This window comes from Stieleria maiorica (assembly GCF_008035925.1).
Classification (GTDB): domain Bacteria; phylum Planctomycetota; class Planctomycetia; order Pirellulales; family Pirellulaceae; genus Stieleria; species Stieleria maiorica.
On the sequence record NZ_CP036264.1, the window covers coordinates 7,236,006 to 7,262,040 of the forward strand.

Here is a 26,035-nt window from a genome sequence, read left to right on the forward strand (position 1 = left end):
CCGATCGACGCTCGTGGATGGGACGTCTTGCCTCGGTCGGCGGACCCTCTCTACAGTCGCTTCGTCGCGGTCATCCGTTTGCCGGTGCCGCGGAATTGGATTCGGATGGGAGCGGTCAGGTTGTAGTGGTCCGGACCGAGCAGTGTGGCCACGGTGGCGTTGAGTGCCGGGTTGATGGTGCTGGAGTTGAAGTCCCAGTTGTCATCTCCGGCACCGATTTCTGCTTCCACGCGACGTTCCGCGGAGGTCACCACAAACACGGTGTTGCGTTTCAGGGCAAAGCTGACCGTGCCGTGAATGTAAGCGGCGTCGGCGGCCGAAATACTGCCGGGGGTGATGCCGTAGGAACCCCAGCCGTAGAGATTCGTCGTGATAAACCGGTCCCGGTTTCGAACGGCGCCGCGCGCGATCAGGTGCCCTAATTGGTGCCGGCCTGATGGCAGGCGTGGAATCGCACCCACGGCAGCGAGAATCGCGTCGGCTCCGCGTTCGACCACCTGCGGCATGTAGCTGGTGTCGCCCATCAACACGCCGTTGTCGAGAAAATGGTTGACCAGGGGGAAATCCAATGCCGTGATGTTTTCGCCGTAACCGCTGGTCATCACCGCAGCCTGCGTCATTTCGATCACCACATTGCCGAAATCAGGCACGTGATCGTGGTCGTAACCCGCTTGATAGGGACTGACCGGTTGGCCGAACTCGGCAAAGTTGTTGATTTCGGCGTACTGTAAATCGGAAAAGTTCGTGCATCGCCACACTTGGGCCGCACTGTCATAGGACCAGCTCACGTCGGTGTCCCCATTTCGAATTCGTTGGTCTGCGAGCTCTCCGTTTTCGTTGCGTTAGCGAATCCGTTGCGGATTCTTTTTTGATTTTGTTGAGGTTGGCGGACGGGCAAAACGATGGGGGCAAAACGATGGGGCAAAACGATGGGGCAAAACGATGGGGCAAAACGATGGGGCAAAACGATGGGGGCAAAACGATGGGGGCAAAACGATGGGGGCAAAACGATGGGGTGGCAGAATGATGGGGTGGCAGAATGATGGGGCGGCACTGACGGCGGATGAATCACTTCCAGCAGTTCATTTTCTTGTCACCTATCTTCTTGTCTCCCCGCTGCATCATTCTGCCATTTTCTCCCTTTAAATCCCCAACCGCTCCCTCGCTTCTGCTGCCCAGGGGCTGTCCGGGGCGAGCTGCACGATCCGCTGCCAGTGCTGGAGGGCTTGCAGATCATCGCCGAGCCGGTCGAGTGTTTTTGCCAGCGTGTAGTGGACGTCGGCATAATCCTCGTGCATCGACAGGGCGCCACGCAGTGCGGCGACGGCCAGTTCCAACTGCCCCAGTTCGGCCAGCACGGCGCCCAAGCTGGCCCGGGCTTCGACAAATTCGGGGTCGATTTCGATCGCGCTGTAATACCGCTCGCGTGCGGCGATCAGAAAGTTCATTCGATACAGCAGTTCACCGATCTGGAAGCATATTTCGGCTCGGGCGCCGTCGCGGGCCAAGATCGTGTGATACAAATCGATCGCGGTTTCCAAGTCGTCTTCATCTTCGGCTTGATACGCGGCTTCTAAAATCGGATCGTGCTCCGCCGGGGCGACGGAGCGCAACATCGGCGGTTGGTCGGGCGGTTCGAACGCCAGGACGTCGCGTGCCGGTTCCGCGTCGGTTTCCAACGCATCGAAATCGAACCGCATCTGACCGCCCGGTTCGACCAATCCATCGCCTTGCCGCAGCAGAATGTGTTTGCCCTCGACCAGAATCGAGAGTTGGTCGAGTGGTCGACGGATATTGGGAAGCACTTGGATCAAATCCACCAACCGACGTTCGATCGCCGCGGGGCTGGCCCCGGCGGACATCCAGCCGGCCAGTCGCTTGGCGGTGGCGACCTCGGTGTAGTCGAAGTAAGGCAGCTTGTGCAGCGTCGTTACCGGCGTGATCAGACCCAGTCGTTGCCAACGCCGGACCACGCGCACCGAAACGCCCAGCAAGTCGGCCAACATGACCGGCGTGTAATAACGTTGCGCCGAGCGTCCGACATCGAACAGCCCCAGCCGCTGCCAGAGTTCGGTTTCGTGGATGATTTCCAGCTCGCCGCGGGCCGCGGCATCGATCACGCCGGGCGGCAGTAACTCGCCCTGGGAGAGGGGGGGCTGGTCGGCGCCGATGACCACCAGGTCGACCGTCAAGCGGTCCGCGGAGGTGTCGCCCGAATCAACCGATTTTTTGGCCGGGCTCGAGGATGAACGCCGGGGCAGATCCACCACGACCGCTTGAAACGACTGCAGCACGTTGGCCGCTTCACGATGACTCATGCTGCCGAAACGGCCGAACAGTGCGATCCGTTTGTCGACAAAACTTGCCGGATCGCTCTCGCCGGTTTTGCCCGACGGAGCGTCTTCGGCGGCGGACTCCACATCGCGTTCTTCGTCATCGCTGTCTGAGTCATCGCCGCCCGGGTCATCCGGGGCGGTGTTCAAGCTCAATGAAGCGATCTCGAATTCGCTGGCGTTGTCCTTGACGCGTTCGTCGGCATCGTCTGGCGCGTCGGGAGGGGCGGAGTCGTCGTGCCGACCGGGATTGGAGCAGGAGAGGATGCGAAGGGGCGCCGGATCGTTCGTGTCGGTCGGCTCGGACAAAGGACTGTGCGTTGGGGGGGACGATGTACTGGGGGAACTTTGTCGTGGGGAGTTGCGTAGGCAGACCGATGGGGGCTGGTATTTTCCCTCCTCGGCGAACCATTTGCCGCGATTGTTGCGATCAAACCCTGGGTTTCAAGGTGTCGAGGCCGCCAATCGATCCGACACCCGAGCGCGATTCGTGTGCGGATTATCGCAGAACCTGTCACTAGGAGTAGTCGAGTCTGGCGAATCTCGGTAACAATGCAGCGAAATGTCGGTCAGCAGAGAAAACCGCCTGATGAAATTCCGGTCCGGATCGTCTTGCTGGTCGACGCGCTACCCTGCCTTGGTTTCGCAAGACGTGATTTCGCAAGCGCTTTGCACTTGTGCGACATGGCAAAATCCCGCGCGCGAACCGGTGGAATCAGCCGGCCGCGATCGGGCCGGCGGCGAGATAAACTTTTCTAATCCTGGTGCTCTTTTCGGTGGATGCGGACGTCTATGCTGCATGTCGAATCGCTAACGAAGTCCTTTCCCTTGGACGACGGCGTGTTGACCGCCGTCGATGACGTCTCGTTTCGGATCTCGCCGGGGGAGGTTTTCGGATTGCTGGGCCCCAACGGCGCCGGCAAGACCACCACGATGCGGATGATCCTGGGGTTGTTGGAACCCGATTCCGGGTACGCGGAAGTCGACGGTGTCCGCACCGCGACCGACCCGATGGCTGTGAAAAGTCGGCTCGGTTTTGTCTCGGCCAGCGACGGCGTCTACCCGTGGCTGAGCGTCCGGGAGATGTTGCTGTACTTCGCCGACCTGTATGCCGTGGACTCCACGTTGGCCGAACAACGCTGTGAAAGCTTGGCGGACATGATGGACATCAAACATCTGTTGGATCGACGTGCCGGGGAGCTGAGCACGGGACAGCGTCAACGCGTGACGCTGGTTCGCGGTCTGATTCATGATCCCCCCGTGATGTTGTTGGACGAACCGACCCGCGGGCTGGACGTGGTCGGTGTACAAACCATTTTTGATTACATCGACATTCTGCGTCGCGGTGGAAAAGCCGTCGTCGTGTGCACCCATCGCTTGGACGAAGCGGAACGCTTGTGCGATCGATTCGGATTGCTGCACGCCGGCAAGCTCCGATACTGCGGCACACTCAACGAGTTGAAGGAACAAACCGGCCAGGCATCGTTGGTAGACATCTTCGTGGACTTGATCAGGAATTAGACCAACGTGTCGAACGAATCTCACAGCGGAAGTACCGCAGTTGCACCCCAGCGGCCACGCAAGCGGAGCCATCAAGGCGGCAATCGGCTGGTGCGGTTGTGTCAAAAAGAGCTGCGTGAAACCATGCGTGATCGGCGGACGATCATCACGCTGGTGTTGATGCCGTTGATGGTGTACCCGTTGCTCAGCATGGCGTTCAACCGCTTTTTGGTCTCGGCGACGGCGGGAACGTCCGAAGAGACGCCGTACACGATCGGCGTCGAAACGGACGATGAAGGTTCGCTGTTGCTCGCTTGGTTGGAAGACCCGATGAGCCAACCGCCCGATGCGATCCTGAAGGCCAGCAAGGGGAAATTGGCGACGTTTCGTGTGGTCAACACCACGTCGGTCGGACTGACGCCCGATCAGGCGTTGAAAGAGAAAAAGATTGATCTGGCCGCCGAAATCGAATTGGACGATCCGCCACGGTTGCGTCTGACGGCCTACAGCGGCGATGTCGCCGGCCAGGGGGCCCAGCGCGTGTTGACCGAACGGTTGCATTGGTTGCGATTGGCGCGGGCCGAGACGATCCTGCAGTCACAATCGAATGATTACACGCCGCCGGCGGAGGTCTCCGTTGCGAAGGTCGGCGCGCCGGAAAAACCGTCCATGCTGGGCACGATCGTCCCGCTGGTGCTGGTGTTGATGACGATCACCGGCGCCGTTTATCCGGCGATCGATTTGACCGCCGGCGAACGCGAGCGGGGGACGATGGAGTCGTTGATGGCGTCGCCGGTGCCGCGTTCTTACATACTGTTTTCCAAGTACGTCGCGGTCGTGGTCGTCGCGTTATTGACCGCGATGGCAAATCTGTTGGCCATGTTCACGACGTTGTGGGCCGGACGTTTGTTGCCGCTGCTGACCGGTGGCGAAGACGCGTTTCCTTGGGTGGCCGTGCTTCAAATCCTGGGCTTGTTGGTGCTCTTTAGCGGTTTTTTTGCGGCCGTGTTGCTGTCGTTGACCAGCTTCGCACGTTCGTTCAAAGAAGCCCAGGCTTACCTGATCCCCGTCATGCTGTTGTCGTTGACGCCGGGCATGTTGTCGCTGATGCCGGGTGTGACCTTGCAAGGCCCGTTGGCGATCGCGCCGTTGATCAACATCGTGCTACTGGCACGCGAGGTGTTGCAGGGCACGGCACATGCGGCGCCGGCCGTGATCACCGTGCTCAGCACGATCGGTTACGCTGCAGCGGCCATCGCGATTGCGTCAAAGTTGTTCGGCAGCGATGCGGTCAGCCGGACCAGCGGCCAATCGTTCGGCGCCATGCTGAAACGCCCGACACGTGTTTCGCCGACGCCTTCGCCCCAGACCGCCGCGATGACGTTGGCGTTGCTGGTGCCGATCTACTATCTGGTCAGCAACGTCTTGATTCGAATCGTTCCGGAGTTGTCGATCAATTGGGTGCTGACGCTCAACGCCGTCGCGCTGGTGTTCACGTTCGGGTTGCTGCCCTTGGCGTCGGTGGTGCTGGCGCGTTGTCGGTTCTCCACCAGCTATCAACTTTCACCGCCCTCGCCGCTGGCGTTGGTCGGCGCGCTGCTGATCGGTCTGGGCGCTTGGGGGATCGCTCACGAGTCGTTTGTCGTGGCAAAGCACTTGGGGATCGGCGGATTGGATGTCGACCGGATCGAAAAAACCAAGCAGACGGTCGAAGCGCTCAAGGTCGCTCCGGCGTGGTTGCTGGTGGGGTGTTTGGCGCTCGCGCCGGCGGTGATCGAAGAATTGTGTTTTCGGGGATTCCTGTTCACGGCACTTCGCCGTGTCCTGTCGCCGGCACGCGTGATCATGACGACGGCGGTCATCTTCGGCTTGTTCCACGTGGTCACCGGCAACATGTTACTGATCGAACGCTTCGTGCCGACGACCCTGTTGGGGCTGATTCTCGGTTGGATCGCCTACCGCACCCAGAGTGTCTGGCCGGGCGTGCTGATGCATTTCACCCACAACGCGCTGCTGAATCTGGCCGCAAAATACCAGGACCGGATCGATTTCCTGGGGGCCGGCTTCGAAAACCAGATGCACCTGCCGGCATCCTGGTTGATCGTGCTGACGACCACCACGGTCATCGGAATCGCCATCGTTTGGTTTTCGACCCGCAAACCCGCCGCGACGAATCCGAATCTGGCGACGACTCCCGCGTGATAGCCGGTGATCGGGGGTGAGATCGGCGGGTCAAAAAATGAAGTGGTCAAAAAATCAGAACGCCCGGGTCTGGCCGTGTCGGCGAGGCCCGCTCTACCGGCGATCATCAACACGGCAGGCCAGCCTCAGACGCAATTCTCTGCCCTCCCTCCTTTCCCCCTCATCTTTTGACCAGCCCATTTTTTGACCCTTTCGTCCTTCACCCCCCAATCATCTGACCACCCCGTTGCGTGACCAGATTCATTTCCACCCGATATCGTGTAGGATGCCCAGACTGACACCCGCACGGTTCGATAACGATTTCCCCACGAATGTCCGACGACCATCCTGCGCCCGCAACTGATTCCTCGTACGTCGTTGTCGCACGCCGTTACCGCCCCAGGAATTTCGAAGAATTAGTCGGTCAGGAGCACGTCGGGAGGGCCTTGACCAACGCGATCGAGACGGGGCGGGTGGGGCATGCCTACCTGTTCACCGGGGCACGTGGGGTCGGGAAAACGAGCACGGCGCGGATTTTTGCCAAGGCGCTCAACAATCCCGCCGGCCCCAGTGCGACCTTTGACAATGACGATGACGTCGCCCAGGCGATCGATTCGGGCGAAGACATCGATGTCATCGAAATCGACGGCGCCAGCAACCGGGGGATCGACGAAATCCGCTCCCTGAGGGCCAACGTCGGGGTTCGGCCCAGCCGATCCCGGTTCAAGATTTACATCATCGACGAAGTCCATATGCTGACCCAGGCGGCCTTCAACGCGCTGTTGAAAACGCTGGAAGAGCCGCCGGAGCATGTGAAGTTCATTTTCTGCACGACCGACCCGGAAAAGATGCCGATCACGGTCCTGAGCCGTTGTCAGCGATTCGATTTTGCACCGGTCGAAGTCTCCAAGATCGTCAAACGTCTGCAGGAAATCGTCGCTGCGGAAAACGCCCAGGCCGATGAAGCGGCGCTGGAGTTGGTCGCCCGCCGGGCGGCCGGTTCGATGCGGGACAGCCAATCCTTGCTGGAGCAGGTGCTCAGCTTCAGCGATGGCCATCTGACGGCCGATCAAGTGCACTCGATGCTCGGCACGGCCGACGACGAGCGACTGCATTCGCTGGCCCAGGCGATGAGCGATCGCGATGCGGCCGCCGCACTGGCGCAGCTGGATGCGGCCGTTGATGCCGGCGTCGATGCCGGACGGATCGCCGAACAATTGCTGGGGTACTTTCGCGATCTGATGGCCGTCACGGTCGGCTGCGATGCGACACTGCAACGGCATACCGCCGCATCGATGCACGACGAGCTGAAGAAGCTGGGCCAGGCCTGGGGCCTGCAAACCGTGCTGGCCGTCGTGGCGCTGATCGATCAAACACTGGTCCGAATTCGGCACAGTGTCTACGGTCGCGTCTTGTTGGAATCCACCGTGATTCAGATTTGCAATCTGCCGGACTTGCAAGCGATCGCGGACTTGGCCGCGGCAGCCAGCAGCGGAAAACCGCTGCCCGCCGCACCCCCGCAAAAAAAAAAGCTAACGGCTGAGCCACAGACGGCACCGGCAGTCACACCGACGGTTGCATCGGGGGCGACCCCAGCACCGGCACAGTCACCGTCGGCAGTGACTCCAGCGGCAGTGACTCCAGCGGCAGTGACTCCAGCGGCAGTGACTCCAGCGGCAGTGACTCCAGCGGCAGTGACTCCAGCGGCAGTGATTCCAGCGGCAACCTCACCGGTGTCAGCTGCTCCGATGCAGGATCCCGTGTCCTCCCCGCCGATCCCCCAAGTCGCCCCAGCGGCCGCCGACCAAGCAGCTTCGCCCGCTGCCAGTCAGGCTGCTTCGCCCGCCGCCAGTCAACCTGTTCCGGCCGTTTCGGCACAGCATCGGACCGACGCAGCTTCACCCGACGCGCCGCCGATGCCCCGGATGAAGCTGTCCTCGTCGAACGTTCAAGAAGTCCTTGCGATGGCGCTCAAGGGCGTGCAGCAAATGACGGCCTCGATCGCCTCGATGGCCGACGTGCAACTGGAAGGCGATTCGAAGATCAACTTGGTGTTTCCGGCCGAGTCATCGATGTCGATGAAACGGATGGATTTGCCCGAGCATCGTGGTCCGGTCTGCCAAGCGCTCGCCGAGATCGTCGGTCACCCGGTCACGCTGCAGCTGGTCGCCGGCGCCGCATCACCACGCCGCGCCCAAGCGCCAAAGCCCGCGCCCAAAGCATCGGCAAAGGAACGCATGGAACGGATGCGAGAGATCGAATCTCATCCCTGGATCCAAGCTTGCGTGCAAACCTTCCAAGCCGAGATCGTCAAAATCGATCCCAAGCAATAAGTCGCCTCTTTAAAACCGATTGTCCACAACAGCCAGGGCTTGGTGGGTCGATCGGGGTGCACCTGAAGGGCACCGAGTCTGCCACCTCCAGACCGGACCTACAATACATGCCGATCGATGGTTCCGGCGGAACGTTCTTGTCGTCTGGACTTCGATCTGGTGAACGCATTTGGATCTACACTGCGTCTCTGATCGGCTCCACACAAAGCCTCGGGTCATTCGCGTTCAAACACTCCAAGGCAACGAAGCGCAATGTTAGTCGATCAAAATACACCCATTGTCTTTGACGAGACAATGTCCTCAGCCAGGAAGTGTTTCGTGGGTCAAAGACGGGGTGTGAGCGCAGTCGTGCAACGATGTTGTAAGTTGGATGATTCAACCACCGCAGGTACCACGGATGGCGGTTGATTCGTCGTTGTCTAGCGGTGAACAAATTCGTATCGCTTGAGTTGGCGGGCATGGCAGATCACTCGGGTTAAGAGAAATCTTGGTGAAGAAAACTCGCGTTGTCTAAGCCGCCCGACGACGCAGGTTGGAGCAGTAAGCAAGTCATGGACCAAACCGACACGCGGAATCGCTGTTTAGGCCCGGGAGTGTGCGTTCAGACCGCAATTTACCGACTCAAATCGATGACGCACTTTCTTTTTGCTGGCGCGACGTTTAGTGCAGCAGGTTGATGTATTGTTTGCTTCGCTGAAAGTCGAAGCATTCCTAAAGGACAACTGCGCAATTGTTTCGCAGGTTGCAAATGCTGTTGTAATGCGCGATTCAATACCGGCGTCACGGTGCACCTTGCTGGACATTTGGCGGATTGCCCATCGCAATGGCCCTGGGTGATCCGGGGTATCTGCAGTGGGGTTGTGCAGGGGCGATCGCTGCGGCGTGAAGCGTTGGCGGTTGTGTCGAATCCGCCTTCTGCTTCGTCTCGAATCGTGATTCACGTCATTCGTAAAACTGAAGTGATTGAGTCGATTCCTATTGCAGATCGTCGCGATGAATCACGATTGATTCGCACGTCGATGGGCGTTGTTTGCGTGTGTTTACTAGATCGTTCTTTGCGCATCGAGCCAACCAATGTTTAGCTGCGCGCCCGTACAAGTGCGAGTGTGCGCGGTGGCTGTGTGACGGCCCGTGTGCAGTTCCATCTTTCCATGTGACCAGCACATTTCTCTTCGGTGAATAAAACTTCACATTGCATTTCAACGCGCGAATGAACTCCGCTAACGTCAGTCGACGCGGCTTACGTTACCACGGCAAAGATTCGATCCAACATCTCTCTTGCCAAGGCATGATTGGTGGTTAGCCTACCGCCGCAGCGTGAGGGGGCACACACGCGAGTTGGATTGCTCGCCGGTGTCACCCATGCGGACGAAGTCCGAAGTGATCGATCGAAGATGCACCCAGACGTCTTGCTCGGTCGCACGTTAGGCCTGCAAAAGCCGTTTTGATTTGCCTTGTTGGATTGTTGCAGCCGCGGTGGATGTCACCCAAAGGGACGAAGTCCAGGTTGGCGGCGCCTGGAGTGTGGCTGGCTTTTCTCGTGCGACCGGACTTGTTCATTTCGTCGGCCAGCTGTTTGCAGGCGTGGGGCTCTCTCAACGATCTAGACCACTTTTCGCGTCAAGCACTTTCCCTCCCTCCCCACTGAAACTATGAAGCGATACGAAGACGAGGCTTTCGAGGCTGACGACGGCGCGGAATTGAACATTGATCTGCTGGGGATCGTCCGTCGCCGATTTCATCTGATCATGCTAGGGCTTTTGGTCGGGTCGACGTGCGCCACAATTTTTTTCGTCAAGCAAAAGCCGGTCTACCAGTCAAGCTTGGCGGTGCTCGTCGGGCAGTTGTCAACGAAAGTTGCCGCCACTGGTGTGAGGGACGCGTCTGACGGTGCCGTGACAATGCAAGAGGAGATTCTTTCGACTCACGTGGAGCTTTTCGGGAGTCCCAAGATCCTCAAGCAGGCGATCGAGCGGGAGAGTTTGGGCCGCAGTGTGGGGCAGCTCCAGCGCGGGCTGTCGATCAGCACGGGCGGCGAAGGGGCCGGAAGTGCGGCAAGCCTGTTGAAAGCGACGTACAAGGACGAGGACCCCGAGGTTGCCGCCCGGGTGCTTCAGGCGATCTTTGACACCTATCAGAACTACGTCGAGGGGCATTCGGAGAATGTCGGTGCCGAGGCGGCCGAGTTGATTGCAAAGGCCCAGCTTCGAAACGAGATGGATTTGCGGAAGGCGGATGAGGAGTATCGGAACTTTGTTGCATCGGTGCCGGCGTTGGTGAATGTCAGTGGCAGCGGTGTCGGGACGCTGGAGGATGTGCACCGGGCACGGTTGAAAAGCATTGAAGAAGAATTGGCTTCGGTTCGGCGTGTGCTTGCCGAAACTCGCTCCAGGCGATCGGTCATCGCCGAAGCCGTGGACGGGAAGGCGCCGGAGGAGATCACCGATGCTGACGTGATGACCCTGCTGAGCGACACGGAGGTCACGCGACTGCAGGCGCTGATCAGCATCAAGAAGCAACGGCAGCCTGGGAGTGCGGGGGAAAGTGAGTCTCAGGCAATCGCAAGGAGTTCCCGTCAGTCTGCCGCGCAGCGGTTGTTGGAACTGACAAGCAAGCGGCGGGTCTTGGTGACGGCGTTTGGGATGGGGCATCCGAGTGTGGTGGCGCTTGACGCGGAGATCAGGGCGTTCGAAAAGATCGGCGAGTTGTCCGATGCGGAGCAGGCTGGGGGTGCCGGTGAAAAGGCGTTTGATGTCCCGCCGTCGGAAATTCTGGGGACCTATTACGCAGTGCTGAAAAGCGACTTGAATGAATTTGCAAGGCGCGAGGCTGAATTGCTGGCGCTTTCGGATCAGGAGACAAAGCTGGCCAAGCAGGTCGAGCTGGACTTTCTCAAAGGTGCGTCACTCAAGGCAAATCTGGATCGTGCTCAGAACCGCTACGACGAAGTCTTCAAGCGTTTGCAAGAGTTGAATCTCACCAATGACTACTCCGGGTTCTCCACGGACCTGCTGGTGATGCCGGTTCCGGCCAGCGTGCCGATCTGGCCCTCCAAGTCAAAGATCGCAATGATGGGCATCATGGGCGGGCTGATGTTGGGGCTGGGGTTGGCCATGCTGGCCGAGTTGGCCGATCGGACGTTCAAGGATCCCGGTGAAGTTGAGAGTGTGGTCGGGGCGCCGATCTTGGCTCACATGCCCATGCTGCGTGAATCGAAACTGCAGAAGCGTGTGATTAAGGGGTCGGCGATTTCGCCGATGGTGGCGTCGTTTCATTTGCCCCGCGCAGTCGACTCGGAGACGTTTCGGGTCGTTCGGACATCCGTTCTGTTCTTGGCCAAGAAGCAATCCAAGCAGGTCTTTTTGCTGACCAGTCCCAGTCCCGCAGACGGCAAGTCCACGATGGTTTCAAACCTGGCTGTTTCGATGGCCCAGGCCGGCAAGCGTGTGCTGCTCGTCGATGCGGACATGCGGCGGCCGACGATTGACAAGGTGTTTGGCGTCGAACGTTCCCCCGGGCTTTCCGATTACTTGAACGGCGTGGTCAGCTTTTCGGAGTGTCAGCAGGATTGCGAGCAGCTCAACTTGGCCGTGTGCCCTGCCGGTTCGCGGACCTCGTCCCCGTCGGAATTACTTGAATCCGAGCAGTTCGCAGAGTTTATCGCACAGGCTCGGCAGTCCTTCGACATGGTGTTTATCGATTCCCCGCCCCTGCTGGCTGTCACCGATCCTGCGATCATCACGTTGCACGTCGACAGTTGCCTGTTGGCCGTCCGGATCGAAAAGAACAGTCGGACGTTTGTCGAACGCGCTGCCGAGATCCTCCGCGACCACCACGTGCCGATCGATGGTGTGATCGTCAACAGTCGCGACTCGCGCCGTCGGGGGTATGGGTACAGTAGTTACAACTACTACGGTAAAGGCCAGTATGGTTACGTCGACAGCTATCGACGTTATTACGAAGCGGAAGAGGAAGACGAGCCGGCTCGCGTCAACGGGCGGTCGCACAAACGCATCAACGGCCAAGTAGCAAAGGTAAACGGCCGCACCGCCACCAGCGATCGCTTGATCTCTGGAAAACGCTAGTAAACGTTGGTGTTTGGACGTTGGCAAGCGTTGGTGTCTAGGCTTTAGCCGATTCCCGATCCCCGCCCACCGTACGGCGTCCTTTCGAGGTCGGCGCCGGGAGTCCTTCGGGCGACCTCCCGTAAAAGCCATCGTGCCTCGCAGATCGCCCCAGGCTGTGCACCAACACCTTTCCGATCAACTGTCGGCTTCTAGCCATCAATTGAAACAACGCTCCACTGCGATGCCTTGTTCCCTCAGACCTATCCTGGTTCTCGTTTACTCCGGTCATGGAAGTGTGTGAATTCGATGAACGCGACCATTAAACAACCGTCAAATGTTTCACCTGTCCGAGTGGGCGTCGCGACTGCGCCGCCGAATGGGGCGGGTGGCAAGATTGATGCCGCTTCGCTGCAAAAGCTTGGCACGTCGGCGGCATTGGCCTTGGGGCGAAGGCAGGCCTGGTATGACTTTCGATCGACGGCGCCACTGCTGGTTTTCGATGTTCTCGCTGCCGGCCTGGCCGTTTCCTTGGCAACCATTATACATCGCTTAAACGGCGGAACACCGCACCTGACGTTTTGCGTCGGCGTGGTCTTGCTGGTTCTATTGATGCATCGGATCCACGGCCTCTATCCGGCCTGTGGGGCGAGCTACTCGGACGAGTTTCGCGGGATCATGCGAACATGCATCGTCGTCACGGTGGGGTCGGCATTCGGGCTCTTGATGGGTTCCAGCTTGCATGCGTTTCCTTGGCTCTGTTGGGGGACGTTGTCCACCACGTTGTTCGTGAGTTTGGCGGCGGTGCGTCCGGTGGCCAGACGTTTGCTCAGTGAGTTTGACTGGTGGACCCAGCCCGTCGTGATCGTCGGCAATGGCAGCGCAAGTCGGCGACTCTACGAGCGACTGGATCGCTCACGTCATGAAGGGTTGCGACCGGCAGGGATCATTTTCGATCCGACCCGGCATTGGGATGGCGTTCCCGCGGTGAATGAATCCGAATCGAAGCTCGTGGGAACTCCATTGCACGAACAACCCGGCGGGCAGTTCTATCGGATCGACTCGCCTGAAGAATTGCGACGTCCGAGCGGTGACACGAATGGTCGCTCCGTCAGTCACGGTGCTCCGGTGCGTCGCTCGGAAAGCTGCTGGTTGGGGCCGACGACGGAGCTGGAGTCGATTCTTCACGGTACCGGTGCCTGCCGTCTGGCGTTGGCCGAACAGGACGCCGGCCAGTGGCAAGACTATCATGCATTCCATGGCATCCCACACGTGATGCTGCCGATGGACTTTTCCTACCACCCGACCGAATCGGTGCGTCTGGCCGAGCGGGGAGAGGCGATCGAGCTTCACTGCTACACCGCGTTGACCAGCCCCCACGCCCAGTTGGCCAAGCGGGTGATCGACCTTGCCCTGGTGTTGCTGACCCTTCCGTTCTGGTTGCCGTTGATGGCGGGCATCGCGATCGCCATCAAAATCTTCGATCCAGGCCCCGTGTTTTATTACCAGGACCGCGTCGGACGATTCCGGACACCGTTTCGGGCGATCAAGTTTCGCAGCATGGTCTGCGACGCGGATCGACGATTGCGAGAGTATCTGGAGCAAAATCCGCAAATGATGAAGGAGTGGAAGCGGACCCACAAGCTGCAAAAGGACCCTCGCGTCACCAAGATCGGCAACTTTTTGAGAAAGACCAGCTTGGACGAACTGCCACAGCTGTTCAACGTGCTGCTGGGTGAAATGAGTCTGGTGGGGCCGCGGCCGATCATCGACAGCGGCGACTACGACCGCGAGTACATCCAGGACTACCCAGAAGTGTTTGAGCTGTACCAGATGGTGCGTCCCGGAATCACGGGACTCTGGCAAGTCTCCGGACGCAATTCCACCACCTACACCCAACGCGTCTTCATGGACCGTTTCTATCTCCACAACTGGTCAATCGGTCTGGACATCTTCATCCTCTGGCGAACCGTTAAAACGGCCCTCTTCCGTGAAGGGGCTTGTTAGAGAAGAGTTGGCAGTCGTTAGTAGACAGTCGTCAGTAGGTACGGGACTTGAAAAGTTTGGCTGGGTTTGAGGATTTAGAGGTTTGGAAGCGGGCAGTCGAGTTGAGTGCAGCCATTTATGTTGAGACGCATTCGCTGCGGGACTTTGGGTTTCGTGATCAGATTACACGTGCCGGGCTTTCGGTTCCGTCGAACATTGCGGAAGGAATGGAGCGTTCGACGGTGGCGGATCAGTGTCGCTTTCTCGACTATGCACGCGGATCTTGCGGAGAAGTGCGAACACAGGTCATTGTCGGGATGAAAGTCGGGTTCATCAACGAATCCACAGCCCAACACTGGCGACAAGAAACTAAAGAGCTCTCCGCAATGCTCCAAGGCCTGATCAAAAGCATCAGGAGAAGGGAAAAGTAGTCAGTTGGCAGGAAGGCGAAGAAGACGAGAAGGAAGAAAAGGCGGATAGACGGATTCAGGCGAATGCCCTTGGTTGGTGATCACATCGAATCCCTGAATCAATGCCGGCTCAACAACTGCCAGCCGCCCTCCTTTCCCTGCTAGCGACACCGCCTACTCTATCAACTCATGCTCTCTTTTTCCCTTACTGCCAACTGACTACTGCCAACTGACTACTGCCAACTCTAAACCCATGAAAAAAGCACTCATTACAGGCATCACAGGCCAAGACGGATCGTACCTCGCGGAATTATTGCTCGAGAAAGGCTACGAGGTCCACGGGATCAAGCGTCGCGCGTCGTCCTTCAACACCGACCGAATCGATCACATCTATCAGTCGCCGCACGAGGAGCAGGCACGGTTCAAGTTGCACTACGGTGACCTGACCGATACGTCCAACCTGACACGCATCATCAACGCGGTTCAGCCCGACGAAGTGTACAACTTGGGTGCCCAATCTCACGTCGCGGTCTCGTTCGAGTCGCCCGAATACACGGCCGACGTCGATGCGATCGGAACGTTGCGTTTGCTCGAAGCAATTCGCTTTCTGGGGTTGGAAAAGAAGACACGTTTCTACCAGGCGTCCACCTCGGAATTGTTCGGTCTGGTCCAAGAGATTCCGCAAAAAGAGACCACGCCGTTTTATCCACGCTCGCCCTACGCGGCGGCGAAGATGTACGCGTACTGGATCACGGTCAATTACCGCGAATCCTACGGCATGTACGCCTGCAACGGCATCCTGTTCAACCACGAATCACCGCGGCGTGGCGAGACCTTCGTGACCCGCAAGATCACCCGCGGCGTTGCCAACATCGCACAGGGACTGGAGGAGTGCCTGTACCTTGGTAACATGGACGCCCTGCGAGACTGGGGGCATGCCAAAGACTATGTCCGTATGCAGTGGATGATGCTGCAGCAAGAACAAGCCGAAGACTTCGTGATCGCAACCGGCAAGCAAATCACGGTCCGCGAATTCGTCAAGATGTCGGCCAGTGAGGCCGGGCTGGAGGTCGAATTCTCCGGTGAAGGCGTCGACGAGATCGCCACGGTGACGCAAGTCCTCGACAGCGAGAAAGCCCCTTCGGTGAACCCCGGCGACGTGATCGTCCGCGTCGATCCCCGCTACTTCCGCCCGGCCGAAGTCGAAACCTTGCTCGGTGACCCCACCAAGGCCAAGGAAAAACTCGGTTGGGAATGCGAGATCAGCGTCGAAGAGATGTGCGCCGAAATGGTCGCCGCCGACTTGGAAAACGCCCGTAAACACGCCCTGTTGAAGCTCCATGGCCACACCGTCAGTGTGGCGGTGGAGTAGGGCTGGTACGCAGTTCGTCAATGCGGTTGGAAATGTTTCGTCTCAACGCACCGTTGCAAACCTTCTTCTTGCTGTCTCCGTCTTGATGACAACCGAGAAACCTAGCGCACCTACGGCCTTGATCACCGGAATTTCCGGTCAAGATGGCTCGTATCTATCGGAATTGTTGCTTGAAAAGGGATACACCGTCCATGGTCTGGTGCGCCGCAACAGTTCTACTTCGCGAAAACGGTTGGAGGAGTTGTTCCACGACAAGACGATCTATGATCGACGATTGTTTCTGCACTATGCAGATCTAGATGATATGACAACGATTCGCCGGATCTTGACGAAGACCGCACCAGACGAGGTTTATCACCTCGCAGGTCAGAGTCACGTCGGTGCGAGCTTTGAGATCCCCGAATCAACCTGCGAATTTACAGCGATGGGGACGCTCAGGCTGTTGGAGCTTGTTCGCGACCTTTCGAAACGCCCCAAGTTCTTACATACCAGCAGCAGCGAGATTTTCGGGCGTCCCGACGAATCGCCACAAAACGAAGACACTCCCATGCGGCCCGTTTCACCTTATGGGGTGGCAAAGGCGTTTGCCACGCAAATGACACGTCTGTATCGCGAATCCTTCGAAGTGTTCGCCTGCAATGCCATTTGTTACAACCACGAATCTCCGCGTCGTGGAGAGTCATTTGTCACTCGGAAGATCACCAGGGCTGCCGCGGCGATTTCTCTGGGGATTCAAGACGAACTGCGAATGGGCAGCCTGAATGCACGGCGTGACTGGGGATACGCCCCGGAATACGTGGAGGGCATGTGGAGAATGTTGCAGCACGAGCGTCCGGACGACTACGTGCTTGCGACCGGAATCGACCACAGCGTCGAAGAATTCATGGCATCGGCATTTTCCGCCGTCGGGCTGGATTGGTCGGATTACTACCGACGCGATCCGAGGTTCATTCGTCCCGCGGAGTGCTGTTCATTGATCGGTGACGCGGCCAAAGCACATCAAATCCTCGGCTGGAAATGTGAGGCGGATTTGTCCGTGATCGTACAAGCGATGGTGGATGAGGATCGGCAAAAATTGCAGCATCTGCAGCGGTCAGCAGAGCCATCGGCGCTGGATACCGCGGGCAATTCGTAAGCGTCAGCGATGATTGCCAGGCTCGCATCGCACAGAATTCGACGGGGAGGCGAGTGGGTTCGCCTGCTCGTCCTGGTGGGGTCGGCGCAGTTTATTGTTCAAGTCGCAGGCTTTCTTTGTGGAATCATCGTCATTCGCTTGTTGTCCGTCCACGAGTATGGTCTGTACACGCTGACCAACACGATGCTTGGCACGATTGCCGTGCTAACGGACGCTGGTGTTGGGACCGGTGTGTTGTCAGAAGGCGGCAAGGTTTGGAATGATCGCAATAAGTTGGGAGCTGTACTTGCAACCGGCATCTCATTGCGACTCAGGTTTGCCGTCATCAGCTTGACGATGGTGATCCCCGTGCTGTACTACATGTTGGTGACTCATGGGGCATCGTGGATAGCTGCGTCAATGCTTATTTTGGCGCTTGTTCCAACGCTGTTTGCGACCTTGTCAAATACTTTGCTTCAGGTGCCGGCGAAGCTGCATCAGGATGTTGGTCTGCTTCAAAGAATTGATCTGTCCGCGAACCTGGTGCGTCTGGCGATCACGGGGGTAACCCTGCTCGTCTTGCCACTTGCCGGCTTCGCGATCTTTTCAGCCGGGATCGCTCAAGGAGTTGCAAACTGGCGGCTCCGCCGGTCCGCGGCGCTCTTTTCGAACAATCAGCAGGAGCAGAGTCCTGAGGCTCGCGTCGAGATACTGCGGGTTGTAAAACGCGTTTTTCCAGGAGCGGTGTTTCTGGCGGTGTCCGGCCAGGCAACCTTGTTGTTAATCACGCTGTTTGGCGAAACCGATCAAATCGCAGAGTATGGAGCACTCGGCCGACTCGCCGCGGCAACGAGCGTGTTCGGCGTGCTGTTTTCAACGTTGGTTGTGCCGCGTTTCGCAAGATTGCCTGAGTCCAGCCGGGCGAAACTAAAGATTTTTATCCAGATTCACCTCGGTCTGACAATCGTTGCCGCAGCGATCGTGGGGGCGACGGTCCTGTTTCCCACACCCATCCTTTGGTTGCTCGGTAAGGACTATGCGGGCTTGGCGGAACTGTTGCCATTGGTCTTCGCGGCAACTGCGTTGGGGCAGATTTCCGGCAGCACGCACCAACTGGGGGCTTCGCGTGGGATCATCATGCATCCTGCAATCATTATTCCACTCACGATTGTCGTCCAGGCGGTTGTCTATAGCATTGCAGATCTTCGCAATATCAACCAAGTCGTGATGGGCACGATCGCCGTCACAGCGACCATCGCGCCGGTTCGATTCCTATACATCGCAGGGAAACTGTAGTTATGTCTCTCGGTCTGAAATACTTGCACATCAAGACGTATTGGAGAGGGTACCTGTCTGCCTGTTTTCTTCGATCCTTTAGCCCCTTGATCATCCGGCGTGCTTCAAGGGCCAAGCGAAAGACAGGCACCGTCGTAAGCCTGACTACTTTCGGAACGCGTGTAGCGATCGTGGACGTGGCGCTGCTCTCCGTGCTGCGTGGAAGCGCCCTTCCCGAGAAGATCTGTTTGTACGCCGATGCACTTTCGGTTGAAAAGCTGAAGAAGAGAGGGATCATCACCAAGCTCGAATCGGAGGGCTTGCTGCAAATTCGTGCCGTCCAAGACGTTCGGGCGTATACGAAGTTGGTCTATGCGCTCGAAAACCACCCCGACAAGCAAATCGTCGTGTGTGATGACGACGTTGCGTACCCAAAGTATTGGCTTGAAGATCTTTTGCGAAAGCGGTCAGAGGTCGGCAATCACACAATCGTGTGTCACCGCGCGCACCGAACGGTCCGCGATGAAGAGGGCGATCTCGTCAGCTACACGGATTGGAAATGGGAGACGTGTGAACCCGAAACGCCGACTCGAGACATCTTTCCAACCGGGACCGGTGGCGTCTTGTATCCAGCTTCTTGTATGCCGCCGTCCACGACGGACCGAACACTGTTCACCCGGATTTCACCGTCGAACGACGATATCTGGTTTTGGTATTGCGCTCGCGAGAATGGATGTGATTTTGTGACGGTAGATCGACCGTACAATCGAAAGCGGTTTCCTGATGTCCCCGGTTCCCAAGCTAGCAACCTGTTTAGCGAAAATGTAATCGGGCGTGCTAACGATGGCCAAATCACTGCATGCGAGGATTATTTTCAATCCATCAAAGTAGCAAAGGAAAGTGAATGTCGAATGACATAGTGTTCACATTGTTTGAAGGCAGTTATCACCTTGGCGCGGGCGCGCTTCTCAATTCGGTCGTTAACAGCGGGTTTAAAGGAGATTTCTACCTTGTGCATCGCGAGCAGCCACCGGTTTGGTTCGAGCCCGCACGCGAAAGCATCGCAAATCACGGGGTCCAACTGAAAGCGTTGCAAACGAGCGAGTCAAAGCACCTTGCACAGGTAAAGGCGTCGGTCGCATTGAATCTGATGGAAGAACATGGCTCCTGCAGCAAGGTCTTCTATTTTGACCCCGACATTGTCGTCAAGCGAAATTGGGCATTCTTCGAAAAATGGACTGAATTCGGGGTGTGCTTGGTTGAGGAAGTGGTCAAGCGGAGGATGTCAGCCGACCACCCGCAGCGGATGTTGTGGAAGGAGTGGGCCGAGGAGAAGGGATTCGTTGTGAAGCGAACACTAGGAAAGTATTTCAATTCTGGCTTCTTTGCGTTTCGCAGAGAGCACTGTGATTTCCTTGAACATTGGAATGCTGTCCTCACCCATCGTCATAACGACGGGATTGAGGTCAACGTCGCGGGCGGTTACAGCCAAAAGTTCGACGACCAGGACGACCCACTGCAGGCCTTTTCGACTTGGGACCAGGACGCAATGAATCTAGCATTGATGATGTCTGATTTGCCATTATCGACGATGGGGCCGGAGGAAATGGATTTTCTGCCCGCCGGCACGACGATGAGCCATGCGGTCGGTTCGCGAAAGCCTTGGAATCGCAGCTACCTCAGGGACGCCCTCGTTGGATTTCCGCCACAAACTGTTGACAAGGTTTTCTGGAACAACGCGCAGTTTCCTATTCGCCTTTTCTCGGCCAGGCATCTTACGCAAAAGCAAATTGCGGTGAAGCTTGCCAGTCTTGTCGGAAGAGTGTATTGCCGCGGCTAAGTTGTGAGTCGTTGCCTCTGCACAGTGAATCCTCTGCACAGTGAATCCTCTGCACAGTGAATCCTCTGCACAGTGAAGATGTAAGTTCGGCGGGCGATGCGCCGGTAGATGTGGCTGCGGTATCCCGAGTTCGAGAGTTAGCATCGATGACGTGCGTTTCAGTTGGAACGCGCGCTGCGATTGAATGGTAATGAATATCGCCTTTTTATGTGGTTGCCTTGAATCAGGGAGCGATGGAGTCGGGGACTACACGCGTCGGCTCGCAGGTGAATTGACTCGGCAAGGGCATCGAGTTGTTGCAATCGCTCTGAATGACCGCTATGCAAGCGATTGGGCACGCGGCACTCATCGCGATCGACTTCGCAAGGATGCAAATGTTATTGATGGCCCGATCGTCTTTCAGGGCGGTGACGACGTCGGACTGCGTGTGTTGCGTTTTCACTCATCGCTTTCGTGGGGCGAGCGGATTGGTTCGGTGCGCGAGTTTCTTCGGACTCAGAGCCCCGACGTCGTCAGCTTGCAGTTTGTTCCCTACTCGTTTCATCCGAAGGGGATTCCGTTCCGATTGGCTCGGCGATTGCAGAGCATCGGCGGAGATTTGCGTTGGCATCTGATGTGTCACGAGTTGTGGGTCGGGCTCGGAAGTTCGCCGCCGTTTCGGCACCGACTCCTGGGTGCGATCCAGAGAAGAATCTTGGCTTCAATGATCGCGCGTTTGCGTCCTTGTCGTGTCGACTCTCACGCATCGCCGTATATCGAGCTACTCGGAAAGTTTACGCAGCATGTCGGTCGCGTGCCATTGTTCGGTAACATCCCCGTGGAACCGCAGCAGGTTCCCCGTGACGATTCGGGGCCGATTCGATTTTGTTATTTCGGTTCGGTTCATGATGGTTGGGGGATCGAGGACGCAGCCGGTCTGCTCCATCGGATCGCCGCCCCCAATGGACGAACGCCACAGATCTGTGCGATCGGAAGCGGTGGCGCCGGCGCCGCCGCAGCGTGGCAGCGGTTCCGGACGGCCGGCGTCCCCGTCGAGGAACACGGCAGGTGCGATGAACCAAAGGTGTCGGCGTTACTGCAATCGTGCGATTTCGGCTTGAGCGCTTCTTCCCCGGACTTGATCGAGAAGAGTGGCGCCGCTGCGGCGATGTTCGAGCACGGATTGCCCGTGGTCGTGACACGCGCACCGATCTGGGGTGATCGGTTCGTCTCGCACGTGCGTCAGAATTGTCCACTTGCGGTTTTTGGTGATGCGATCGACCAGCCGATGAAGCTGGAACGACGGCAACCGGCGGAGCATGCCTTGCCCGAGATCGCGCGACGATTTGCGGCGTCGCTTTCGACGAACTGAACAGCTTTCCAATCGAGGTCTACAAATCAAGATTGCTTTGATCGCTACGGGCTTGGGCATCGTCAATCGCGGATTCGAGGTGTCGGCAACACAGTGGGCGTCCGCTCTCCGGGACCGCGGAGCCGATGTCGAGCTTCTGTCTGGTGGGGTGCACCCTGATGCGCGAAGGATCCCGTGTCTGTCGCAGACGGGATGGGTTGCAAGTTGCATGCGAAGCGTCAAGTTGATCAATGACGGGGCGCGGCTCCAGCAACGCAGTTTTACGCCACTGGCGAAGCGCGCGATATTGAAGTTCCAACCGGAATACGTTTGGCTGCAAGAAGGAACGTTGGCCAGGTCGCTGCAACGCTGGATCCGGCGGAATCGCATCCCAACTCGTCTGGTCTTTTGTGACGGAGCGCCCGTCGGCGCGGAGTTTTCGTCCGAATTCGACTTCGTCGTGAACCTGACGCCGACGGCCCGCGAGGAACTCATCTCACATGGGTATCCCGAGTCTCGAACCCGGTTGATTCCGCATCCGGTCACGATACCGGCGCCTACGAAGGATCGTGCAACCTGGCGGCAATCGTTGGGCTTTCGCGAGAGCGACCGATTGGTGATCTCGGTCGCGGCTTGGAATTCCCACCATAAGCGTATCGACTATGTGATACGCGAGATGGCAGCGGTGCGTCGTGATCACGAGCAGTACAAGTTGCTCTTGTGCGGTCAGCCGACACCGGAAACGCCGGGGCTTCAGAAACTGGCGCGTGAACTATTGGGCGACAATGTGCGGTGGATGACGCTTCCGCTCGCCGAGTTATCGAATGCTTACCACGCGGCCGATCTGTTTGTATTGGCGAGCCACAACGAAGCCTTGGGGGCCGTGATTGCCGAAGCTGCGATTGCCGGTTTACCGATCATTTGCAATGACTTTCCGGCCGCTCGCTACATCCTCGGTGACCATCCCGGGATCGTCGACCTCCGCCACGACGGAGCACTCGCCGAGGCGATCGGTGGCGGCACGGCGATCCGCGGTGCGTCCGGTGTCACGGAGAGGGTGAAATCCCAGTTCTGTCCTCGCCGGCTCGCGTGCGAGCTGGCTGAGTTTCTTGAGGGTGTTGATGCGTAACCAAATGAAGATTGCGATCTGCATTCCGACATTCAACCAGTCGAAGTATCTCCGCATTGCGGTGCAGAGTGCACTCGAGCAATCGGGGGTGGAAACCGAGGTTTGGGTGTCGGACGATGCGAGCACGGACGAGACGCCGACGGTAATGCGGGCATTCGAAAATGACCCGCGCGTGCATTACCACCGGCACGCGACCAATCAAGGCATCGCCGCGAACGCGGGCTGGGTGATGGAGCAGCCCGACACTCCCTATCTCGTTCGTTTGGATTCCGACGACGTCTTAAAACCGGATTACTGTCGCAGCTTGTCAGAGATGCTTCGTCGGCACCCGGATTCAGCCGTTGCTCACGGTGCGGTCGAGGAAATTGACGAACATGGAAAGCACAACCGTCATCGTCGGTTGGGGCGTGTCCCGGGTGAACAGACCGCCGATGCGGCACTCGCGGGGGCGACGTCCGGCTATCGCGTGGCCGCGAACATTTGCATGTTTCGGACGTCCGCCCTGCGCCAGCTTCCCTACGTCTATCGGCCCGGAATGAATTTCGCGGAAGACTGGGATCTCTTTGTCCGACTTGCCGTCGCGGGTTGGAACAATGTTTATTGCAGCGACACTCTGGCCGAATATCGCGTCTGGAGTGATGCGGGCGGGTATCGTTCGGGGCGCAAGGCGAGTGAAATCCGTGGGATCCTTCGTCTCTTCGACGAAACCCTCCAGCCCGAATGGGATCAACGCGGCTGGGAGACGAATGACTTGTGGAAGGCACGACGACGACTGGCATTAACCCACGCCGAGTCGCTAACGGTGATCCCGCCGGGAACGGAAGATTACCAACAGGTGTACGGGCTGCTTGAGAATCTGGCGGGAGACGGTGAAGTGATCGAGTCACATCTGGCGTTCAGGGATTCCAGGATCGGCAGGTTCGCCGAAGCTCTGTCCCGGACCCGTCAGCGATTGCGATCCCATGCAAAGTCGGTTTACTTCCGGGTCGGCAAGGTTGTCCCGCTCGCCCAACGCAGTTTTCTTCGGCAGTAATCCGCATGCTCCGCGATGATCGATCGACAGGATACCGCGTGAGTCCGTCGCCGACCCGAACTGATCGGCGTGGCCCGCGTGCCGGCAAAGGAACGCAGTCATCGAGCGGGAGGACGGGACAGATTCGATTTTGGATCTGCGTGTATCTGGTCCTCTGGTTGATTGAAGGGGGACTTCGACGATGGATCCTTCCCAGTTTGGCAACACCACTTCTGGTCGTTCGCGATCCGGTGGTACTGGTCATCTATTGGTTGACGCTCAGGTCTGGGATGTTCCCCAAGAATAATCTGATCACCGCAACGCTGTTTTTAGGAGCCGTGAGTTGGTTTTTTGCGGTCACCCTCGGCCACATGGATCCCCTCGTGGCTTCGTACGGCGTCCGCTGTGACTTTTTTCATGTGCCGCTGATCTTTGTGATGGGGCGTGTGCTGACACGTTCCGATGTGGATTCGATCTGTCGAACGGCACTCTGGGTTTCGATCCCCTTCACGCTCTTGCTGATCGCGCAGTTCTATTCGCCGCAGAGTTCGTTCCTAAACCGTGGCGTCGGCGGTGATTTGTCGGGGGCGGGCTTTTCGGGCGCACTGGGCAGGTTCAGGCCACCGGGAACATTCAGCTTTATCAATGGACCGGCGAGTTTGTACCCGATGCTGTGCTGTGCGTGGTTTTACCTGGTTTGCCGCCGCAAGATTTCCCTACTTCTGATGGGGCTTTCCGGAGGCGCGATTCTGTTGGCGATCCCTTTTTCGATCAGCCGATCATTGTTTATCGGCGAATTGGTCGCGATCTGCTTCGGCGTCGCGGCGATCGGTTTCGGGGGCGCGATGTCGTTCAAACTTGTGTTCCGCAGTTTGTTGGGAGGCGGTGTGGCGATCGCACTGTTTTGTTGTATCCCGGGGACATCCGAAGCATTTGCCGCGTTTGCCGACCGATGGGAAAAGTCAACGACCAACCGAGGCGGCGTTCAGGAGGCGATCGTCGGTCGCGTCGTCGAAGGACTTCTACAGCCATTTTCCAACATGCCCGTCATCGGCTATGGGAGCGGGATTTCGACAATCGTCGGGCAGAAACTCGCAACCGGAACGCGGGGATTCGGCTATTCCGAAGGCGAGTGGGGGCGGATCCTCATGGAAGGAGGTCTGGTGCTTGGCCCCCTGGTTCTGGGCTATCGCATTTCTATCTTGTGCGTGTTGGCATTGGCGACTTGCAGAGCGGCATTACGACGTGATTGGTGCTCGCTACCCTTTCTCGCAGTGAGCGCACAAATGATTTTGCTCGGCCAGTGGGGACAAGCGACGTCGTTGGGGGCATCCATTATCACCGGAGGGTTTTGTCTGGCTGCTTCAAGACCTGCCGGCGTTGGGTCCAGGAGGCGGAAAAGTCCAACACGCAACCGGCGATCAGCGAGACGCGTTTCGCGGCGTCGCGATCAGACACCGCATTTTCAGAATCGTGCCCCCGGGGTTCAGGCGGCTGAGGCTACATCAGGCCGAAACTAGCATCGTTGCCACAGCGATCGATTCGCTTTGGAAGGATGGAGTGAAACGGCCGAGCCATCAGGGCAATCGCGACCTTGGTGAACCCGGGCATCTGCGGACACAATCGAACTGGATACATAGATGATTTTGATTTCACATCCGACCGGAAACAATAACGTCCGTGAAGCCGCAACTTCACTGGCTGATTCGCGGTTGCTCTCGGAGTTCCATCTCGGGATCGCGGCTTGCGACGGAAATTTTTTCGCACGAGCAGCCCGACTCCCCGGATTATCGGAGATTCGCCGACGCAGCTACGATTCGAAACTCTCATCCTTTTTGAAGCTACACCCGTGGAGAGAAACGGGGCGGTTGACCGCCTCACGCATGGGGTGGAACTTCTTGACCTCCCAGGAATCGAGCTTCTTCGGAATCGATTCGGTGTATCGGTCATTTGACCGAGCCGTCGCTCGTCGGGTTGAGGCAATGGAGGCAAAACTTACGGCGGTCTACTGCTACGAGGATGGGGCGCTGGAGACGTTTCGAGTTGCAAAACGTCTTGGCCTAAAATGTATCTATGACCTTCCGATCGCATATTGGCGCCGGTCACGAGCGCTTCTTGAAGAGCAGGCGGAACGTTATCCGAACTGGGAGCCGACG

17 protein-coding genes are annotated in these 26,035 nt (G+C 58.0%); 15 read left to right on the forward strand and 2 right to left on the reverse strand.

Annotation, left to right across the window (positions count from 1 at the left end; all coding sequences use genetic code 11):
• Nucleotides 1–50 precede the first annotated feature (50 nt).
• Entirely contained in the window at nt 51–788 is a 738-nt protein-coding gene (locus Mal15_RS24555; RefSeq protein WP_147870169.1) for a hypothetical protein, read from the reverse strand.
• Nucleotides 789–1,142: 354 nt separating this feature from the next.
• A complete protein-coding gene (locus tag Mal15_RS24560) occupies nt 1,143–2,642 on the reverse strand; it encodes a MerR family transcriptional regulator (RefSeq protein ID WP_233903003.1) in 1,500 nt (499 codons plus the stop codon).
• Nucleotides 2,643–3,125: 483 nt separating this feature from the next.
• On the opposite strand from Mal15_RS24560, the gene Mal15_RS24565 reads away from it, so the two are divergent.
• The 15 genes from Mal15_RS24565 (at nt 3,126) to Mal15_RS24635 (ending at nt 25,399) form a co-directional block, all read left to right on the forward strand.
• Nucleotides 3,126–3,854, forward strand: coding sequence for an ATP-binding cassette domain-containing protein (locus Mal15_RS24565; protein WP_147870170.1), 729 nt, complete (start codon nt 3,126–3,128; stop codon nt 3,852–3,854).
• 6 nt (nt 3,855–3,860) lie between these two features.
• Nucleotides 3,861–6,035, forward strand: coding sequence for an ABC transporter permease subunit/CPBP intramembrane protease (locus Mal15_RS24570; protein WP_261344520.1), 2,175 nt, complete (start codon nt 3,861–3,863; stop codon nt 6,033–6,035).
• Between the two features lie 311 nt (nt 6,036–6,346).
• Nucleotides 6,347–8,347: a DNA polymerase III subunit gamma/tau gene (dnaX, locus tag Mal15_RS24575; protein ID WP_147870171.1), complete on the forward strand. Its 2,001-nt coding sequence runs from the start codon at nt 6,347–6,349 to the stop codon at nt 8,345–8,347.
• Nucleotides 8,348–9,999: 1,652 nt separating this feature from the next.
• Nucleotides 10,000–12,432 carry a polysaccharide biosynthesis tyrosine autokinase gene (locus Mal15_RS24580; RefSeq protein WP_147870172.1) on the forward strand — a complete coding sequence of 811 codons (2,433 nt, stop codon included), beginning with the start codon at nt 10,000–10,002 and terminating at the stop codon, nt 12,430–12,432.
• Nucleotides 12,433–12,720: 288 nt separating this feature from the next.
• Nucleotides 12,721–14,418 carry a sugar transferase gene (locus Mal15_RS24585; RefSeq protein ID WP_233903004.1) on the forward strand — a complete coding sequence of 566 codons (1,698 nt, stop codon included), beginning with the start codon at nt 12,721–12,723 and terminating at the stop codon, nt 14,416–14,418.
• A 47-nt stretch (nt 14,419–14,465) separates the two neighbouring features.
• On the forward strand, nt 14,466–14,828 hold the full coding sequence (locus Mal15_RS24590; RefSeq protein WP_233903005.1) for a four helix bundle protein: 363 nt from the start codon (nt 14,466–14,468) through the stop codon (nt 14,826–14,828).
• A 232-nt stretch (nt 14,829–15,060) separates the two neighbouring features.
• Complete coding sequence (gene gmd, locus Mal15_RS24595) at nt 15,061–16,179, forward strand: GDP-mannose 4,6-dehydratase (protein WP_147870173.1); 1,119 nt, start codon at nt 15,061–15,063, stop codon at nt 16,177–16,179.
• A gap of 85 nt (nt 16,180–16,264) precedes the next feature.
• Nucleotides 16,265–17,314: a GDP-mannose 4,6-dehydratase gene (locus Mal15_RS24600; protein ID WP_147870174.1), complete on the forward strand. Its 1,050-nt coding sequence runs from the start codon at nt 16,265–16,267 to the stop codon at nt 17,312–17,314.
• Between the two features lie 9 nt (nt 17,315–17,323).
• Entirely contained in the window at nt 17,324–18,589 is a 1,266-nt protein-coding gene (locus Mal15_RS24605) for an MATE family efflux transporter (protein WP_147870175.1), read from the forward strand.
• 176 nt (nt 18,590–18,765) lie between these two features.
• The gene (locus tag Mal15_RS24610; RefSeq protein WP_147870176.1) at nt 18,766–19,488 is read left to right on the forward strand and encodes a hypothetical protein; all 723 of its coding nucleotides are present in this window, start codon (nt 18,766–18,768) and stop codon (nt 19,486–19,488) included.
• Complete coding sequence (locus Mal15_RS24615) at nt 19,473–20,408, forward strand: glycosyltransferase family protein (RefSeq protein WP_147870177.1); 936 nt, start codon at nt 19,473–19,475, stop codon at nt 20,406–20,408. The genes Mal15_RS24610 and Mal15_RS24615 overlap by 16 nt, the downstream gene beginning before the upstream one ends.
• A gap of 190 nt (nt 20,409–20,598) precedes the next feature.
• Nucleotides 20,599–21,759 carry a glycosyltransferase family 4 protein gene (locus tag Mal15_RS24620; protein WP_167547024.1) on the forward strand — a complete coding sequence of 387 codons (1,161 nt, stop codon included), beginning with the start codon at nt 20,599–20,601 and terminating at the stop codon, nt 21,757–21,759.
• A gap of 208 nt (nt 21,760–21,967) precedes the next feature.
• Nucleotides 21,968–22,867, forward strand: coding sequence for a glycosyltransferase family 4 protein (locus Mal15_RS24625; protein WP_167547025.1), 900 nt, complete (start codon nt 21,968–21,970; stop codon nt 22,865–22,867).
• On the forward strand, nt 22,860–23,900 hold the full coding sequence (locus tag Mal15_RS24630) for a glycosyltransferase family 2 protein (RefSeq protein WP_147870180.1): 1,041 nt from the start codon (nt 22,860–22,862) through the stop codon (nt 23,898–23,900). The genes Mal15_RS24625 and Mal15_RS24630 overlap by 8 nt, the downstream gene beginning before the upstream one ends.
• A 197-nt stretch (nt 23,901–24,097) precedes the next feature.
• On the forward strand, nt 24,098–25,399 hold the full coding sequence (locus tag Mal15_RS24635) for a hypothetical protein (protein WP_147870181.1): 1,302 nt from the start codon (nt 24,098–24,100) through the stop codon (nt 25,397–25,399).
• Nucleotides 25,400–26,035 lie beyond the last annotated feature (636 nt).

Bases quoted from the DNA above. Each gene is read 5' to 3' on its own strand.
- Mal15_RS24585 (WP_233903004.1), top strand. From the start codon at position 12,721: ATGAACGCGACCATTAAACAACCGTCAAATGTTTCACCTGTCCGAGTG.
- Mal15_RS24600 (WP_147870174.1), top strand. From the start codon at position 16,265: ATGACAACCGAGAAACCTAGCGCACCTACGGCCTTGATCACCGGAATT.
- dnaX (WP_147870171.1), top strand. From the start codon at position 6,347: ATGTCCGACGACCATCCTGCGCCCGCAACTGATTCCTCGTACGTCGTT.
- Mal15_RS24615 (WP_147870177.1), top strand. From the start codon at position 19,473: ATGTCGAATGACATAGTGTTCACATTGTTTGAAGGCAGTTATCACCTT.
- Mal15_RS24620 (WP_167547024.1), top strand. From the start codon at position 20,599: ATGAATATCGCCTTTTTATGTGGTTGCCTTGAATCAGGGAGCGATGGA.
- Mal15_RS24565 (WP_147870170.1), top strand. From the start codon at position 3,126: ATGCTGCATGTCGAATCGCTAACGAAGTCCTTTCCCTTGGACGACGGC.
- gmd (WP_147870173.1), top strand. From the start codon at position 15,061: ATGAAAAAAGCACTCATTACAGGCATCACAGGCCAAGACGGATCGTAC.
- Mal15_RS24605 (WP_147870175.1), top strand. From the start codon at position 17,324: ATGATTGCCAGGCTCGCATCGCACAGAATTCGACGGGGAGGCGAGTGG.
- Mal15_RS24580 (WP_147870172.1), top strand. From the start codon at position 10,000: ATGAAGCGATACGAAGACGAGGCTTTCGAGGCTGACGACGGCGCGGAA.
- Mal15_RS24625 (WP_167547025.1), top strand. From the start codon at position 21,968: ATGCGAAGCGTCAAGTTGATCAATGACGGGGCGCGGCTCCAGCAACGC.
- Mal15_RS24630 (WP_147870180.1), top strand. From the start codon at position 22,860: ATGCGTAACCAAATGAAGATTGCGATCTGCATTCCGACATTCAACCAG.